The sequence below is a fragment of the Mesorhizobium sp. M0106 genome (assembly GCF_040322715.1).
Classification (GTDB): domain Bacteria; phylum Pseudomonadota; class Alphaproteobacteria; order Rhizobiales; family Rhizobiaceae; genus Mesorhizobium.
On the sequence record NZ_JAMYUA010000013.1, the window covers coordinates 129,460 to 144,172 of the forward strand.

Annotated in this window: 16 protein-coding genes; 3 read left to right on the forward strand and 13 right to left on the reverse strand. The window is 61.8% G+C overall.

What is annotated here, in order from left to right:
- Positions 1-88: 88 nt before the first annotated feature.
- A complete protein-coding gene (locus tag NKJ55_RS15510; RefSeq protein WP_502894471.1) occupies positions 89-1,864 on the reverse strand; it encodes a methanol/ethanol family PQQ-dependent dehydrogenase in 1,776 nt (591 codons plus the stop codon).
- Between the two features lie 195 nt (positions 1,865-2,059).
- On the opposite strand from NKJ55_RS15510, the gene NKJ55_RS15515 reads away from it, so the two are divergent.
- The gene (locus NKJ55_RS15515) at positions 2,060-2,314 is read left to right on the forward strand and encodes a hypothetical protein (RefSeq protein ID WP_352450665.1); all 255 of its coding nucleotides are present in this window, start codon (positions 2,060-2,062) and stop codon (positions 2,312-2,314) included.
- A 346-nt stretch (positions 2,315-2,660) separates the two neighbouring features.
- A complete protein-coding gene (locus NKJ55_RS15520; RefSeq protein WP_023678826.1) occupies positions 2,661-3,014 on the forward strand; it encodes a hypothetical protein in 354 nt (117 codons plus the stop codon).
- Positions 3,015-3,118: 104 nt separating this feature from the next.
- On the opposite strand, the gene NKJ55_RS15525 is transcribed toward NKJ55_RS15520, so the two are convergent.
- Genes NKJ55_RS15525 through NKJ55_RS15540 form a run of 4 tightly spaced genes read right to left on the reverse strand, consistent with a single transcriptional unit; the run spans position 3,119 to position 5,861 of the window.
- Positions 3,119-3,859, reverse strand: a complete 741-nt coding sequence (locus tag NKJ55_RS15525) for an ABC transporter ATP-binding protein (RefSeq protein ID WP_352450692.1) — start codon at positions 3,857-3,859, stop codon at positions 3,119-3,121.
- Complete coding sequence (locus tag NKJ55_RS15530) at positions 3,828-4,625, reverse strand: ABC transporter permease (RefSeq protein ID WP_352450666.1); 798 nt, start codon at positions 4,623-4,625, stop codon at positions 3,828-3,830. Before NKJ55_RS15530 ends, NKJ55_RS15525 begins: the two co-directional genes overlap by 32 nt.
- The gene (locus tag NKJ55_RS15535; protein ID WP_352450667.1) at positions 4,622-5,608 is read right to left on the reverse strand and encodes an ABC transporter substrate-binding protein; all 987 of its coding nucleotides are present in this window, start codon (positions 5,606-5,608) and stop codon (positions 4,622-4,624) included. The genes NKJ55_RS15530 and NKJ55_RS15535 overlap by 4 nt, the downstream gene beginning before the upstream one ends.
- 43 nt (positions 5,609-5,651) lie before the next feature.
- Positions 5,652-5,861, reverse strand: a complete 210-nt coding sequence (locus tag NKJ55_RS15540) for a hypothetical protein (RefSeq protein ID WP_352450668.1) — start codon at positions 5,859-5,861, stop codon at positions 5,652-5,654.
- A gap of 364 nt (positions 5,862-6,225) precedes the next feature.
- Here NKJ55_RS15540 and NKJ55_RS15545 point away from each other — a divergent pair, with 364 nt between their 5' ends.
- Positions 6,226-6,606: a c-type cytochrome gene (locus tag NKJ55_RS15545; RefSeq protein ID WP_352450669.1), complete on the forward strand. Its 381-nt coding sequence runs from the start codon at positions 6,226-6,228 to the stop codon at positions 6,604-6,606.
- 59 nt (positions 6,607-6,665) lie between these two features.
- On the opposite strand, the gene gph is transcribed toward NKJ55_RS15545, so the two are convergent.
- The 8 genes from gph to tkt form a co-directional block, all read right to left on the reverse strand.
- Positions 6,666-7,367: a phosphoglycolate phosphatase gene (gene gph / locus NKJ55_RS15550; protein ID WP_352450670.1), complete on the reverse strand. Its 702-nt coding sequence runs from the start codon at positions 7,365-7,367 to the stop codon at positions 6,666-6,668.
- Positions 7,364-7,921, reverse strand: coding sequence for a thioredoxin family protein (locus NKJ55_RS15555; protein ID WP_352450671.1), 558 nt, complete (start codon positions 7,919-7,921; stop codon positions 7,364-7,366). Before NKJ55_RS15555 ends, gph begins: the two co-directional genes overlap by 4 nt.
- A 21-nt stretch (positions 7,922-7,942) precedes the next feature.
- On the reverse strand, positions 7,943-8,629 hold the full coding sequence (gene rpe / locus NKJ55_RS15560; RefSeq protein ID WP_352450672.1) for a ribulose-phosphate 3-epimerase: 687 nt from the start codon (positions 8,627-8,629) through the stop codon (positions 7,943-7,945).
- 62 nt (positions 8,630-8,691) lie between these two features.
- Entirely contained in the window at positions 8,692-9,630 is a 939-nt protein-coding gene (cbbX, locus tag NKJ55_RS15565) for a CbbX protein (protein WP_352450673.1), read from the reverse strand.
- Positions 9,631-9,637: 7 nt separating this feature from the next.
- Positions 9,638-10,072: a ribulose bisphosphate carboxylase small subunit gene (locus NKJ55_RS15570; RefSeq protein ID WP_023678835.1), complete on the reverse strand. Its 435-nt coding sequence runs from the start codon at positions 10,070-10,072 to the stop codon at positions 9,638-9,640.
- Between the two features lie 18 nt (positions 10,073-10,090).
- Entirely contained in the window at positions 10,091-11,584 is a 1,494-nt protein-coding gene (locus NKJ55_RS15575) for a ribulose-bisphosphate carboxylase large subunit (RefSeq protein ID WP_084641467.1), read from the reverse strand.
- Positions 11,585-11,605: 21 nt separating this feature from the next.
- The gene (fba, locus tag NKJ55_RS15580) at positions 11,606-12,685 is read right to left on the reverse strand and encodes a class II fructose-bisphosphate aldolase (RefSeq protein WP_352450674.1); all 1,080 of its coding nucleotides are present in this window, start codon (positions 12,683-12,685) and stop codon (positions 11,606-11,608) included.
- 12 nt (positions 12,686-12,697) lie between these two features.
- Entirely contained in the window at positions 12,698-14,704 is a 2,007-nt protein-coding gene (tkt, locus tag NKJ55_RS15585) for a transketolase (RefSeq protein WP_352450675.1), read from the reverse strand.
- Between the last annotated feature and the right edge of the window lie 9 nt (positions 14,705-14,713).

Here is a 14,713-nt window from a genome sequence, read left to right on the forward strand (position 1 = left end):
GGTGGGCGCGCAATCGAGAGCCCGGTTCCCGGCTTCGGGTGACCCGGGCTCTCGTTTTCGAACCTAGTCGTAAGGCTCTTCCCGGTTATCAGTCCGGGAGGCCGAAGACGGTGAGCTGGCCGCCCAGCGTCGTATAGTCGGCAAGTGCCGCGTAACCGCCGACGGCACCCAGACCAGCGGTTCCAACGACCGCGGTCTCGTCGCCCTGCGCACGGCCCTGATCGACGGCGCCATGCCAGGCAGCGGCGTTATCGGGCGAAAGCAGCCCCCCTGCCAGACCGATACCCGCCCATCCACCGACGCCGGACAGAACGGCGACGTACTGCTTGCCGTCATGCTCATAGGTCGTGATGTTGCCGATGATGCCGGACGGGGTCTTGAACTTGTAAAGTTCCTTGCCGTCCTTATCGACCGCCTTGATGTAGCCTTCGAGGGTACCGTAGAAGACGACGTCGCCATCTGTCGCCAATGCGCCCGACCACACCGAGAACTGCTCGGGCTTCGACCAGACGATCTCACCCTTGGCTGCATCCCAGGCAATGAAGTTGCCCATGTTGCCGTCACCGCCGGGCGCCGCATACATCGACACGGTGGCGCCCACATAGGGCTGACCGGCGGTGTAGCTCACTTTGTAAGGCTCATAGTCCATGCAGACATGGTTGGTCGGCACGTAGAACAACCCGGTCTTCGGCGAGTAGGCAGCCGGCTGCTGGTCCTTGGTTCCAAGCGCGGCCGGGCAGATACCGGTCGAGTTGGTGTCTTCGCCGTTCTGCTGGGTCGAATACTTGGCGACGACCTGCGGGCGGCCATACTGGTCGCTCTTGGGATCCATGTTGACTTCCGTCGCCCAGTTCACTGCCGGATCGTATTTCTTGGCGACGAGAAGTTCGCCGGTGGCTCGATCCATTGTGTAGGCAAAGCCGTTGCGGTCGAAATGCACCAGCACGTCGTGCTTGGCGCCGTTGACCTCCATGCCATCGACGAGAATCATCTCGTTGATGCCGTCATAGTCCCACTCATCATGCGGGGTCATTTGGTAGAGCCATTTGGCAACACCGGTATCCGCATCGCGAGCCATGATTGTCATGGACCAGCGATTGTCGCCTGGGCGCTGGACCGGGTTCCACGTCGAGGGATTGCCGGTGCCGTAATAGACCAGGTTCAGCTTGGGATCATAGGAATACCATCCCCATGTCGTGCCGCCGCCCGTCTTCCACTGTTCGCCTTCCCAGGTGTTCGTGCCGGAATCTTTTCCGACAGGCTTGCCGAGATGGGTGGTCTTCTCGGGATCGAGAAGGGTGTCTGCATCAGGACCTTCCGAATAGGCTTTCCAGGCGAGCTTGCCGTCTTTCAGATTGTAGGCGGCCAGCCAGCCGCGAACACCGAATTCAGCACCGGAGACGCCCACGAGCACCTTGTCCTTGATGACTACGGGTGCCGACGTGCCGGATTCGCCCTTTCCGCCGTCGGTCTGGTCTCCGTTCTTGACAGACCAGACGACCTTGCCGGTCTTGGCATCGAGCGCGACGACGGTGGTGTCGGCCTGGTTGAGAATGATCTTGCCGTCGCCATAGGCAACACCGCGATTGACCGTGTCGCAGCACATGATCGGAATGACGTTCGTGTCCTGCTTGGGCTCGTATTTCCACAGGATCTTGCCGTCATTCTTGAGGTCCAGAGCATAGACGTTGTTTGGGAAAGGCGTGTGGACATACATCACGTCGCCGATGACCAGCGGCCCGCCTTCGTGACCGCGCAGCACGCCGGTGGAAAAGCTCCATTTGACCTGCAGGTTCTTCACATTGTCGGCAGTGATCTGGTTGAGTTTGGAATAGCGGGTGTTGGCGTAGTCACCCGTCTGCATCGCCCAGTTCTTCGCATCCGATGCGAGCTTTGCAAGGTCTTCATTGGCCGAAGCCGTATAGGCAGCGCCGAGCGATAAAAACGCCGCGGTCGTCAGAATGTAGGTAGTTTTCGCAAGTACACGCATCCAAAATCCTCCCGGGTTCGCAGTGAAGAATCGACCGTCAAGCCCCACAAGGGCTTGCCCAAGCAATTCATGTTGGGAAGTTATTTTCCGGCAGCTGTCACGACCTACCCCGAAGCAGAGGGCACCGTTACCGCCCGCCCCCCTTGGTCTTCGAAAGACTGCCGCCGCTCCCTGATGACGGTGGCGCTCTTGAAGCCGGAAACAGGAAAAAGCTATGTCATCGTAAAAGGCCAGGCAAGCAAAAACCTACAATGGGTCGCTGCGCTGCAATATCGATATGGTGCGATGCAATATTTAGAAACAAGTAAAATAAGAACCGTATGAAAAACTAATAAGAGGATGACCGCCAGCAGCGATATATATAGCAACCATATTGTTCAGGTATTCTCGAGGTGATACACATTTGACTTTATTTCGATATATTCTGCCGGGCACCTCTGAGTAAGTATGCGTGCTTATCGCTCGTTGCCGATAGTGAGCGAAGCATGAAATGAACGCATGAAGGAGGGTGCGCAGCGGGTCATGAAGCGGGCTCTTGTCGGTCGATAGGGCATTCCTCCTTTGGTCCTATACGCAGGCCATGGGAGCTTGACTGGCTTTGCGGCACGTCGCCAATTGGAGCGATGATCCCGTCTGGATGCATGGTGTCCAGGCCAACTGGAGGTTCCTCATGATAAGGTCTGTTGGATCTCTCACCTTGCCGGTGGCCTTTGCGGCGACGCTGGCCTTTGCGAACTTGGCCAACGCCGCGGGAGACTACCCGACGGCAACGATTGCCGACTACGTGCTCGGCTGCATGCAAACAAATGGCCAGACACGTCAGGCGCTTGAAAGCTGTTCCTGCTCGATCGATGTTATCGCCTCGATCCTTCCTTACGATCACTATGAGAGGGCGGAGACCTTCAAAAGCATGTCGCTGACGACAGGGGAGGCGGCAGGGTTGTTTCGCGAAAGCGCGCCAGCGAAGGCGGCGCGCACGGAACTGAAACGCGCGCAGGCTGAAGCCGACGTACGTTGCTTTTAGTCAGGCGGAACAGGCACGCGTGGCCGTGCGCCTCACAGTCCCGCCGTTTCTATTGGCCATTGGCTGCGAAATACCTTGCCATCCGTATTCGAGCCGTAAGGCGATCAGGCCACACCCGGAAATTTTTGCTGGAATGACCGCAAAAGGTCGCTCATCACCTGTGGATTGCGATGTTGTCGCGGCAGGCTTACGTCGAACATGCCGAGCACGTGGGCTGGGCGCTGCTCAAGCACGATGATGCGGTCCGACAGCATCAGTGCCTCGCGCAGATTGTGCGTTACCATCAAGGCGGTCGTAGGCCGCGCTGACCAGACGGTCAAAAGCAATTGCCGAAGCCGCTCGGCGGTCTGTTCGTCGAGGGAGGCAAAGGGTTCGTCCAGGAAAAGTACCGCCGGTTCGGTGGCGAAGGCCCTGGCAAGCGCTGCCCTGCGCGCAAGGCCGAGCGAAAGCTCCGCCGGATAGAGCGAGCGCATGCCGGCGAGGCCGAGAGTGTCAAACAGCTCGTCGAGACTCTTCGCTCTTAGGCTTTTCGGCAGCGCCAGCCTGACATTCTGCTCCACCGTCCGCCATGGCAGCAAAGTCGGCTCCTGGAACACGGCGGCGATGCGGTTCGAGCCGCCTTGCGGCAGTTGGAAAGAGCCGGAAAAGTCTTTGTCCAGTCCAAGCAGGATGCGCAACGTCGTGGTCTTGCCGCAGCCCGACGGCCCAAACAGGCAAGCGAATTCGCCCGGCCGGACCTCGAAGGACAGACCCTGAAGCGCCGTGATCGACACGCCTTGCGCGGACCTGAAGGTCTTTTCAGCGATGTCGACCCTAAGCGGGACGGCCGCGCCAACGGGTTGCATGTCGTTCAACGGGCTGCACCAGGAGGAGTTCGATGACAAGCATCACCGCCACGAAAGCCAGCGTGTAGGCAAGAATGGCGGCGACGTCGAAGAGCTGGAAATAGAGATAGATCTGGAAGCCGACACCATTGGAGCGGCCGAGCAGTTCGACCACCAGGACGATCTTCCAGATGAGAGCGATGCCGGACCGCGAGGCCGCGGCAAAATAGGGCTGCAGTTGCGGCAGCAGGACATGGCGGATGCGCTCGAGTGGGCCGAAGCGGTAGACGGCGGCCATTTCGGCATAACGCGGATCAAATGCCCTGGCGCCTTCGCGCATCGTCACCACGACATTCGGGATCTTGTTCACGGCAACCGCGCCAATCGCCGCCGCCTCGTTGAGGCCGAACCAGATATAGGCGAGCACGATGACCACCAGCGCGGGAATGTTGAGAAACAGGACCACCCATGGACTGAAGAACCGGTCCGCACCGCGGTAGCTGCCGAGGATGACGCCGATGACCGAGCCGACAATCATTGCGACGACGTACGCCGCAGCAACCCGTCCGAGCGTCGCGCCAAGGTGATAAAAAAGGTCGCCGCTCGCCGCTTCCCTGAGCAGCACCTGCCAGACCTGCCCTGGTGAGGGGAAAGCGCGGCTTTGCCACAGATTGGCCGCGAGGCTCCACAGCAGGCAAAGTCCCAGCAGGGAAAGCGTTACCGTCAGCGCTGGCCTCAGCGCCGTCGCAAAGCCGGATCGACGCGACTTGCCTTCCGTTGCGGTCATTTCGCGAGTTCCGGCCAGAACGTGCCGGGCGCCATCTCGGGTGCCCTGCCAACCAGCTTCTCGCCGCCTATCGCGGCCAGCACGTGATAGAGTTTGCCCGCATCGGCCGCTTCTTCGGCGACCGGCCGTCTGGGGATGCCCTGGCGATAGCGGTCGCGCAGTTTTTCCAGCTCCTTGCCTTCTGCGCGAATGAGCGGCGCCAGGCGCAGCCATTCATCATCGGATCTGGCCAGCAAGTCCTTGGCCTGCTTGGATGCCTTCAAAAAGCCCCGGGCGGCATCCGGATTGTCGCTCGCCCATTGGTCGTGGAAGACGTAGCCGAGTGCCGACACGGGGCCCGAGGCACCAAGCGCTTTCGTCGCGTCATCCGCACCGATCAACCGACGAAAGCCATTGGCCTCGAGCCGGGCGCAGAAATGCCAGAAATTGAGCACGGCATCGAGTTCGCCTTGCATCGCCTTTTCAGAAATCAGCGGCGGCGCGCCAAAGACGACGTCACAGGCTGTCGGCAGGTCGAGGCCGTGATCGCGTCTGGCAAGCGCCTGGACCAGTAGCCAGCTCTTGTCGAGCGGGCCGCCGGCGACACCGATTTTCTTTTCCTTGAGGTCGGCGAGCGTCCGGATCGGCGATTCCTCCTTCACCATGATTGCCCCCACGGCGGTCGAATAAGGGGCCAATGTAAGGTCGCCGCCCTCGGAGCGCTGGCGCGAGACCCACAGCCAGTCGGTCACGATCATGTCGATCGCGCCGGCCAGCAGCGCAACGTTGGTCGCATCCTCCCCGGCGAAGTAGACAATTTCCAGATCGATCCTGTTGGCCTCGTCGAGCTTGTGGCGTTTCAACGTATCGAGTTCCCAACTCACGGTGCCGAACTTCAGGACACCAATTCGGACCTTAGCGGCCGCAAAGACGGCAACCGGCTTTGAGGCGAGGATGGCCCCCAGAGCCGCCAAGCGCAGCGTCGTGCGCCGCGAAATCATCATGGCGTCTCCTCTTTTAGGGTCGTGGACGAACCAGGAATGTCGATCAAATCGCTCGTTCCCTGCTCGGAAGGGCATATTTCCAGCGCACGACCTTGAGACTCGGATGTTCCTGAGACCATTTTGCGATCTCGGCGGGCGCCAGGAACATGCATTGGAACAGAGAGCCGCGGCTCTCGAAATAGAGATGTTCATCTCGGCAATTGCCCGGATTGGCGCTAAGGCACACCGTTAATATGAGATCGACCATGTCCATTTGGCACTTATCGTCGCCTGCGCGGCGAACTCTCCAGAGTTCGTGCTTTGGAGTTGCGCGGATTCCTGAAGGTGCCCAAACAGCAAACCGGTTGGAGTGAGGCTACGCGTTCGGCCAACAGGCGTCAATGATGTGGACCGCGTGTCGCTACACACCTCCCTTCGCGCAGTCGGGAAACGAAACAGGACCTTTGTACGATTGACTTCCTTCATCGGCAGTCTAGCTTTTCGAGGCGTGCAGGTGCTGCCAGTCCGGGGAGGAAGGACGAATAGTTCGCTCTCCCGCTTAAACACGAATGCCGGCGATCAAGGCATCGACACGTGTAAAGTGTCCCGGGCACTCACACGATCAATGAGGAAATGCCATGCGCGCAGTCGCATTTTTCGCCGCCGTGTCCGTCGCCACCTTTGTCACTACCCAGTCTCAGGCACAGGATGCCGCGGCGGGTGAGAAGGTCTTCGCCAAATGCAAGGTCTGCCACGTCGCAGACAAGGACCAGAACAAGGTCGGTCCGTCCTTGAACGGCGTTATCGGCCGAACGGCCGGGACGCATCCGGGGTTCAGCTATTCCAAGGCCATGACCGAGGCCGGCAAGTCCGGCGTCAAATGGGATGAGGCCACGCTGACGACCTACCTTCGCGATCCCAAGGCGATGGTCAAAGGAACCAAGATGGCGTTTGTCGGCCTCAAGAAAGACGAGGACATCGCCAACGTCATTGCTTATCTGAAACAATTCTCAAAATAACGCGGTACTGCCGGCCGTTGGACTGCGCTCGGCCGGCGTTGGCTGGGCTGCGCTTGGGGTCACGCAGCGTCTTGCAGCCTCTGCATCGCGGACGGCAGATCGAACAGGCTGTCGCAAACGAGGTCGGCGCCAAGCTCTTCAACGGGAATTTGGCTGTATCCGCCACGCAGCAGAATGACTGCCATGCCGGCGGCGCGGGCGGCGGCCACGTCGGCGCTGCTGTCTCCGACCATCAGCGTGTCACGAGGTTCGACCTGAAGCAGGTCGAGCGCCAGCAACAGCGCGTCTGGCGCCGGTTTCAAGTATGTCACCGCGTCTCCGCCGACGATCGCGCCGAGATATTCCGTCAGCCGAAAATGCAGCAGGATTTCGCGAGCCGCCAGTTGCGGCTTGTTGGTCACCACGGCCATGGCTATTCCGCTCAAATGCAAGTGCGTGAGAACCTCCCTGACGCCAGGCATCAGCCTCGTGCGGCCGGTCAGATGCCTGCGATAGATCGGCGCCATGACCCGGTTGGCCTCATCGAGCGCGATGCCGAGGAGCTGCGTGCCGGAAGCCGCGAAGGCTCGTTCGACCAGTTTCCTGATGCCGCCGCCGATCATGGCCTTGACCTGATCCAGCCGCAGCGGCGGCAGATCGCGTCCGGCCAGCAATTCGTTGACGGCGGCCGCTATATCAGGCGCCGAATCGACCAGTGTGCCGTCGAGATCGAACAGGATCGCCTTGGGCGAGCGAAACGGCCTGCCTGCGCCGACGTTCATGCAGCATCCTTCCACTTGATCGAACAGCCGATCGAAGCGATCTGGTCAAGCGGTCCGTCGCCGGTTCGGGCAACCTGCTTCATCGCCTCGAACAGGTCGCGCCTCAGCCCGGGCAAGTCGGCGTCGCGTCGCGACGCGTCCAGCCGGCCGCGATATTGCAGCGTCAACTCGCTGTTGAGCCCGAAGAAATCCGGGGTGCAAACGGCTCCGTAGGCACGCGCCACCGTCTGGTGCTCGTCATGGAGATAGGGGAAAGTGAAGCCGTTCGTCCTGGCGAAGAGCTTCATGTTGTCGAAGGAATCATCCGGATAGGCCCCGGCATCGTTTGAATTGATCGCGACAAAGCCGATGCCTTCGGCCTTGAGGTCATTGGCGTCGCGCACCATCCGTGAAATCGCCGCCTTCACATAGGGGCAGTGGTTGCAGATGAAGGCCACCACCAGCCCGTTCGGGCCGGCGTGGCTTAAGATCGAATGCGATGTGCCGTCGACACCGGGCAAAACGGCGTCGATGGCTCGCCAGCCGAAATCGCAGACAGGTGGGATTGCCGCCAAGATTTCCTCCGATGAAATGGTTTACGCCGCTTTCCGGATCGCCCCGTCGGCCGCCTGCCTGATGGTGCCGATATTGGCGCGGTAGGCCGCCTCGGTGCCGCCCTTAAAGATGGCCGAGCCGGCGACCAGCACATTGGCACCGGCCGCGGTGACAAGCGGAGCGGTTTCGGGCGTGACGCCGCCGTCGATCTCTATGTCGATCGGACGATGGCCGACCAGCGCCTTGACCCGCCTGACCTTGTCGACGACCGCCGCAATGAAGGCCTGGCCGCCGAAGCCCGGATTGACCGTCATCAGAAGCACCAGATCGAGCCGGTCAAGTACATATTCGATGACGCTTTCCGGCGTTGACGGATTCAGCGACACGCCGGCCTTCTTGCCGAGATTTCTGATTGCCTGCAGCGAACGGTCGAGATGCGGTCCGGCCTCGGCATGCACCGTAATGATGTCGCAGCCGGCATCGGCGAAGGCGCCGAGATAGGCGTCGACCGGCGCGATCATCAGGTGGCAGTCGAAGATCTTGTCCGTTCGATTACGGATCGCCTTGACCACCGGCGGACCGAAGGTGATGTTGGGCACGAAATGGCCATCCATCACATCGAGATGGATCCAATCGGCACCCGCCCGGACGACCGCTTCGACCTCGTCGCCGAGCCGCGAGAAGTCCGCGGAAAGCACCGAGGGCGCGATGATTGTCTTGGTATCCATGGTCGTCGGCTCCCATTCTGTCGTCCGTTTCCGGTCGCTGCACACCAACCGCAGTCATCTTGTCAGCGCGCCTTCGTCTCCGGTTCGCCTTCGAGCTTACCTTCCGCGAACACGCGGCTGCCGCGAATATCGGATTCCTCGATGGTGATAAGATCGATTTTCGTCAACGCCCGGTCGCGCCATGCGAAAAGCCGGCTGGCCTGGCGAAGCCGCGCCCGGTCGAGGCTATTGCGAACGGAGCGGGCGTTGGAGAAATGCGGCAGCCGCATGCGGATCGGGAGATACTCTTCGAGCGCCTTGGCCGCTGCTTCGCTGAGACGGTAATTCTGTTCCGCCAGCATGATCTCGGCGATTGATTTGAGTTCGCTGACGCCGTAGTCCGGAAAATCGAGGTGATGGGCGATGCGCGAGCGCATGCCGGGATTGCTGTCGAAGAAGCGGTCCATCTTGTCCTTATAGCCGGCAAGGATCACAACCAGATCGTCACGGTTGTTTTCCATGCATTGCAGCAGGATTTCGATCGATTCCTGGCCGTAGTCGCGTTCGTTCTCGGGCTTGTAGAGATAGTAGGCCTCGTCGATGAAAAGCACCCCGCCCATGGCGCGCTTGATCACTTCGCGGGTTTTGGGCGCGGTGTGGCCCACATACTGGCCGACGAGATCGTCGCGCGTCACCGCGACCATGTGCCCTTCGCGGACATAGCCGAGACGATGCAGGATTTCGGCCATTCTGAGCGCCACGGTGGTCTTTCCGGTACCGGGATTCCCCGTAAAGTTCATGTGCAGCGTCGGCGCGCCAGAGGTCAGCCCGAACTTGCGGCGAAGCCGGTCGACCAGAAGCAGCGCCGCGATCTCGCGGATGCGGGTCTTGATGGGCTTCAGGCCGACGAGTTCGCGGTCGAGCTTGTCCATCACCTCGTCGATGTTGGACGCCTCGAACTCGGCCTGTAGATCAACCGATTCGCCCTGCGCGGCAGCGCTCTTAGCTATCGCGTCCAGCATGGTTCGCCTAGCTCCGTTCGCCTTCGGGCCTGTCGGTCGCATAAGGCACGATCGAATAGCCCTGACTGCGGCCGTCACGCTCTTGGCGCAGCAGCCGGAACCCGGGTTCATTGGGTGGCCGGTTGACGATGAATGACATGCGCGGTGCTTCCCAGCCCTTGGTCGAATCGAAGGCGGTGACCCGGACATACATGTTGGGCATGGCTTTCCGGCAATTGTTGACTTCAAGCAGGATGCCCGCCGGGTCCCGCAGGTCGAACATCGGGTTGCCGTACATTTCCCAATAGGTGTTTCGCGGATGTGGATCGTCCGTGTACTCGACGCTGACCGCCCAGTGGTTTTTCAGTGCGTATTTGATCTGCGCCGAAATCTGCTCATCGGTTAGCTCGGGCAGGAACGAAAACTGTCCCTGCGTGACCTTGTTTCCGGGATTGGTCATCATGGCGACGGTTCCTTTCGTCTAGAAGCTCGGCGTTGCGGTTGGCACAAAGTCGGCCGTGTCGGTCGATTCGTAGTTGAAGGTGACGTCCTTCCACGTCTCCAGGGCCGCCTTGAGCGGCGTGCACCATCTGGCCGCCTGTTCGAGGATTTTGGTCCCTTCGCGCAGATAGTCGCGGCCCTCGTTGCGGGCGAGGATCATCGCCTCCAACGCGACGCGATTGGCCGTCGCGCCGGCCTGGATGCCGTCCGGATGGCCGATCGTGCCGCCGCCGAACTGCAGGATGACGTCCTCGCCGAGATAATGGATCAACTGGTGCATCTGGCCGGCATGGATGCCACCGGAGGCGACGGGCATCACCTTGTTGAGCGAGGCCCAGTCCTGATCGAAGAACAGCCCGGTTTCGAGGTTCTGCGGCGTGCGCTCCTCGCGCAGCGTGTCATAAAACCCCTTGATCATAAGCGGGTCGCCTTCCAGCTTGCCGACCACCGTGCCGGCATGGATGTGATCGACGCCGGCCATCCGCATCCATTTGCAGATGACGCGAAAATTCATGCCGTGGTTCTTCTGGCGCGAATAGGTCGAGTTGCCGGCCCGGTGGAGGTGCAGGATCATGTCGTTGCGGCGTGCCCACTTGGCCATCGACTGGATCGCCGTGTAGCCAATGACGAGGTCGATCATGACGATGCAGGAGCCAAGCTGTTTTGCAAATTCGGCGCGCTCGTACATGTCCTCCATCGTGCCGGCGGTGACGTTGAGATAATGGCCCTTGACTTCGCCGGTGGCGGCCGACGCCTTGTTCACAGCCTCCATGCAGTAGAGGAAGCGGTCGCGCCAATGCATGAAGGGCTGTGAGTTGATGTTCTCGTCGTCCTTGACGAAGTCGAGGCCACCCTTCAGCGCCTCGTAGACGACGCGGCCGTAGTTGCGGCCGGACAGGCCAAGCTTGGGCTTCGTCGTCGCGCCGAGCAGCGGCCGGCCGAACTTGTCGAGCCGCTCGCGTTCCACCACGATGCCGGTCGCCGGGCCCTGGAAGGTCTTGAGGTAAGCCACCGGGATGCGCATGTCCTCGAGCCGCAAGGCCTTGACGGCCTTGAAGCCGAACACGTTGCCGATGATCGATGCAGTCAGGTTGGCGATGGAGCCGGGCTCGAACAGGTCGAGATCGTAGGCGATATAGGCGAAGTATTGTTGCTCGATCCTGGTGCCTGGACCTGTGTTCGGCACCGGCTCGGATTTGAATGCCTTGGCGCGGTAGAGCTCGCAGGCGGTCAGCCTGTCGGTCCACACCACGGTCCATGTCGCGGTAGAGGATTCACCGGCGATGGCGGCGGCCGCCTCCTCGTGGTCGACGCCGGGCTGGGGCGTGATCCGAAACATCGCGATCAGGTCGGTCTCCTTGGGCCGGTAGTCCGGCTCCCAGTAGCCCATCTTCTTGTAGGGGATGACGCCCGACCTGTAGCGTTCCTTGCCTTCCTTGAGCGTGCCTGCTGAGGGCATGTCGATCTTGTTCATGGCAGGTCTCCTGTTTGCCGCTCAGGCGGCTTTCGCGGTTGCGATTTGGGGGTCGAGCTTTCCTGCGGCGTAACGTTTCGCCATCTCATCCATGGCGATCACCCTGATCTTCGACGCGTGGCCTGCGGTGCCGAAGCGTTCGAAGCGATCGCGGCAAAGGTCGCGCAGGGCGTCCATGGCGGGTTTCAGGAATTTACGCGGATCGAATTCGCGCGGGTCCTCCGTCGCAACGCGGCGGAACTGCCCGGCCATGGCCATTCGGCAATCGGTGTCGATGTTGACCTTGCGCACGCCGTAGCGGATGCCGCGCTCGATTTCCTCGACCGGGACGCCAAAGGTCTGGGGCATCTCGCCGCCATAGTTGTTGATGATGTCCTGCAGTTCCTGCGGCACGGAGGAAGACCCGTGCATGACCAGATGCGTGTTGGGCAGCTTTTCGTGGATCGCCTCGATCACCTGCATGGCCAGGATGCCGCCGTCAGGCTTGCGGCTGAATTTATAGGCGCCGTGGGAGGTACCGCAGGCGATCGCCAGCGCGTCGACCCGGGTGGCGGTGACGAAGTCGACCGCCTGGTCGGGATCGGTCAAAAGCTGGTCGTTGGAAAGCGCACCTTCAGCGCCGTGCCCGTCCTCGGCCTCGCCCTGGCCGGTTTCCAGCGAGCCGAGCACGCCGAGCTCGCCTTCGACCGAAGCGCCGACCCAATGCGCCATGCGTGTGACACGTTCGGTGATGGCGACGTTGTAATCGTAGCTCGCCGGCGTCTTGGCGTCCGCCATCAATGACCCGTCCATCATCACCGAGGTGAAGCCGTGGCGGATCGCCGACAGGCAGGTGGCCTCGTTGTTGCCGTGATCCTGATGGATGCAGAGCGGAATGGCCGGATGGATTTCGGTCAACGCCTCCATCATCTTGGCCAGCATGATGTCATTGGCATAGGAACGGGCGCCGCGCGAGGCCTGGATGATAACCGGCGCATCGCAGGCCCTGGCGGCCTCCATGATGGCGAGGCCCTGTTCCATGTTGTTGATGTTGAATGCCGGCACCCCGTAGCCGTGCTCGGCGGCATGGTCGAGAAGCTGGCGAAGGGTGATGCGGGCCATTGTCGGTTTCTCCTAGATGGTGAGCTTCAGCGCCGCTGCGGCGACGGCTTCGGGCGTGATGTCGAAATGCCGGTAGAGATCCGGGGCAGGGGCGCTGGCGCCGAAACCAGCCATGCCGACGAAAGCGCCGGTGTCGCCGATCCAGCGGTCCCAGCCGAGCCGTGCTGCGGCTTCGATGGCGATGCGCGGCGCCAGGCCGAGGACGGCTTTGCGGAAGTCCGCATCCTGTTCCTCAAAGAGCTCCCAGCACGGCATCGAGACGACCGCGGCGGCGATGCCGTGCTCGGTCTCCAGCCGTTCGGCGGCGGCAATAGCGATCTCGACCTCCGAGCCGGTGGCGATCAGCGTCACCGCGCGGTGCCGGGCTGGCTCGCGCAGGATGTAGGCGCCCCGGCTCGACCGGTTCTCGTCGCCGTGCCCCTGGCGCAGCATCGGCAGGTTCTGGCGCGAGAGCACCAGCACGCTCGGCCGCTTCTGGCTTCTCAGTGCCAGTTCCCAGCATTCCGCCGTTTCGATGATGTCGGCCGGACGGAAGACGTTGAGGTTTGGCGTCGCCCGCAGCATCGCCAGGTGCTCGACCGGCTGGTGGGTCGGGCCGTCTTCGCCGAGACCAATGGAATCATGCGTCATCACATAGATGACGCGCTGGCCCATGAGCGCCGAGAGCCGCATCGCGCCGCGCGCATAGTCGGCGAAGCACAGGAACGTGCCGCCATAAGGCACGAAGCCGCCATGCAGTGCGATGCCGTTCATGGCTGCGGCCATGCCGTGCTCGCGGATTCCATAGTGGATGTAGCGGCCGGCGTAGTCGCCCGGCGCGATGCGGTTCATACCCTTGGTGATCGTCAGGTTCGAATGCGTCAGATCGGCGGAGCCGCCGACGGTCAGTTCGGTTGCGCCATTGATCGCAGCGAGTGCCATTTCCGAGGCTTTTCGCGTTGCAACCTTGGTCGCCTTCCCGACATGCTCCTTGCGGAAGGCGCCGAGTGCTTCGAATACCGCGTCGGGCAGGGCGCCGGCGACCGCGCCCTCGAAGGCCTGGCGCCGCGGCGAGGCGGCAAGCCGCTGCTCCCAGGCGCGGCGTGCCGCTTGACCGCGGCCGGCAATCTCGCGCCAGGCGAAAAGGGTATCGTCCGGCACCTCGAACGGCGCGAAGGCCCAGCCGATGTTTTCGCGCGTCGCGGCGATCTCCGCATCGCCCAGCGGCGCGCCATGCGTCTTTTCCGAACCGCCCAGATTGGGCGCTCCCTTGCCGATCACCGTGCGGCAGGCGATCAGAGACGGCTGGTCCGATTGCTGCGCCGCTTCGATTGCCGCCGCAACGGTTTCGGTGTCGTGGCCGTTCACCGACTGGACATGCCATCCAGCGGCTTTGAACCGCGCCGGCTGGTCCATCGATGTCGACAGGGAAGTGGGCCCGTCGATCGAGATCGCATTGTCGTCCCAAAAGACGATCAGCCGGGAGAGCTTCAGGTGACCGGCAAGATCGATCGCCTCGTGGCTGATGCCTTCCTGCAGGCAGCCGTCGCCGGCGATCGCGTAGGTGAAATGGTCGACGAGATCGGCGCCGTGGCGGGCCGCCAGCATGCGCTCCGCCAGCGCCATGCCGACAGCAGTCGAAATGCCTTGTCCAAGCGGGCCGGTCGTCGTCTCGATGCCAAGCGCATGGCCATATTCCGGATGTCCGGCGGTGCGGCTGCCCAGCTGGCGAAACCGCTGCAATTCTTCGATAGGCATGTCTTCAAAGCCTAGCAGGTAATGCAGCGCATACTGCAGCATCGAGCCGTGCCCGGCCGACAGCACGAAGCGGTCACGATCGGGCCAGTTGGGGGCCGACGGATCGATATTGATGAAGCGGCTGAACAGCACCGTTGCGACATCGGCCATGCCCATCGGCATGCCCGGATGACCGGAATTGGCCTTTTGGACGCTGTCCATCGCCAGTGCGCGAATGGCGTTGGCCATGTCCCGTTCCGAGACGGCGGCGACGGGCTTCAGTGCTGCTGCTTGGCTGTTCATGGCGTCCTC

What these genes read in the sequence shown, in the direction of transcription:
- NKJ55_RS15540 (WP_352450668.1), bottom strand. Translation starts at nt 5,861, where the DNA reads ATGGACATGGTCGATCTCATATTAACGGTGTGCCTTAGCGCCAATCCG.
- gph (WP_352450670.1), bottom strand. Translation starts at nt 7,367, where the DNA reads ATGAACGTCGGCGCAGGCAGGCCGTTTCGCTCGCCCAAGGCGATCCTG.
- cbbX (WP_352450673.1), bottom strand. Translation starts at nt 9,630, where the DNA reads ATGCTGGACGCGATAGCTAAGAGCGCTGCCGCGCAGGGCGAATCGGTT.
- NKJ55_RS15575 (WP_084641467.1), bottom strand. Translation starts at nt 11,584, where the DNA reads ATGAACAAGATCGACATGCCCTCAGCAGGCACGCTCAAGGAAGGCAAG.
- rpe (WP_352450672.1), bottom strand. Translation starts at nt 8,629, where the DNA reads ATGGATACCAAGACAATCATCGCGCCCTCGGTGCTTTCCGCGGACTTC.
- NKJ55_RS15510 (WP_502894471.1), bottom strand. Translation starts at nt 1,864, where the DNA reads ATGCAGACGGGTGACTACGCCAACACCCGCTATTCCAAACTCAACCAG.
- tkt (WP_352450675.1), bottom strand. Translation starts at nt 14,704, where the DNA reads ATGAACAGCCAAGCAGCAGCACTGAAGCCCGTCGCCGCCGTCTCGGAA.
- NKJ55_RS15545 (WP_352450669.1), top strand. Translation starts at nt 6,226, where the DNA reads ATGCGCGCAGTCGCATTTTTCGCCGCCGTGTCCGTCGCCACCTTTGTC.
- NKJ55_RS15535 (WP_352450667.1), bottom strand. Translation starts at nt 5,608, where the DNA reads ATGATGATTTCGCGGCGCACGACGCTGCGCTTGGCGGCTCTGGGGGCC.
- NKJ55_RS15520 (WP_023678826.1), top strand. Translation starts at nt 2,661, where the DNA reads ATGATAAGGTCTGTTGGATCTCTCACCTTGCCGGTGGCCTTTGCGGCG.
- fba (WP_352450674.1), bottom strand. Translation starts at nt 12,685, where the DNA reads ATGGCCCGCATCACCCTTCGCCAGCTTCTCGACCATGCCGCCGAGCAC.
- NKJ55_RS15515 (WP_352450665.1), top strand. Translation starts at nt 2,060, where the DNA reads ATGTTGGGAAGTTATTTTCCGGCAGCTGTCACGACCTACCCCGAAGCA.
- NKJ55_RS15525 (WP_352450692.1), bottom strand. Translation starts at nt 3,859, where the DNA reads ATGCAACCCGTTGGCGCGGCCGTCCCGCTTAGGGTCGACATCGCTGAA.
- NKJ55_RS15570 (WP_023678835.1), bottom strand. Translation starts at nt 10,072, where the DNA reads ATGATGACCAATCCCGGAAACAAGGTCACGCAGGGACAGTTTTCGTTC.
- NKJ55_RS15530 (WP_352450666.1), bottom strand. Translation starts at nt 4,625, where the DNA reads ATGACCGCAACGGAAGGCAAGTCGCGTCGATCCGGCTTTGCGACGGCG.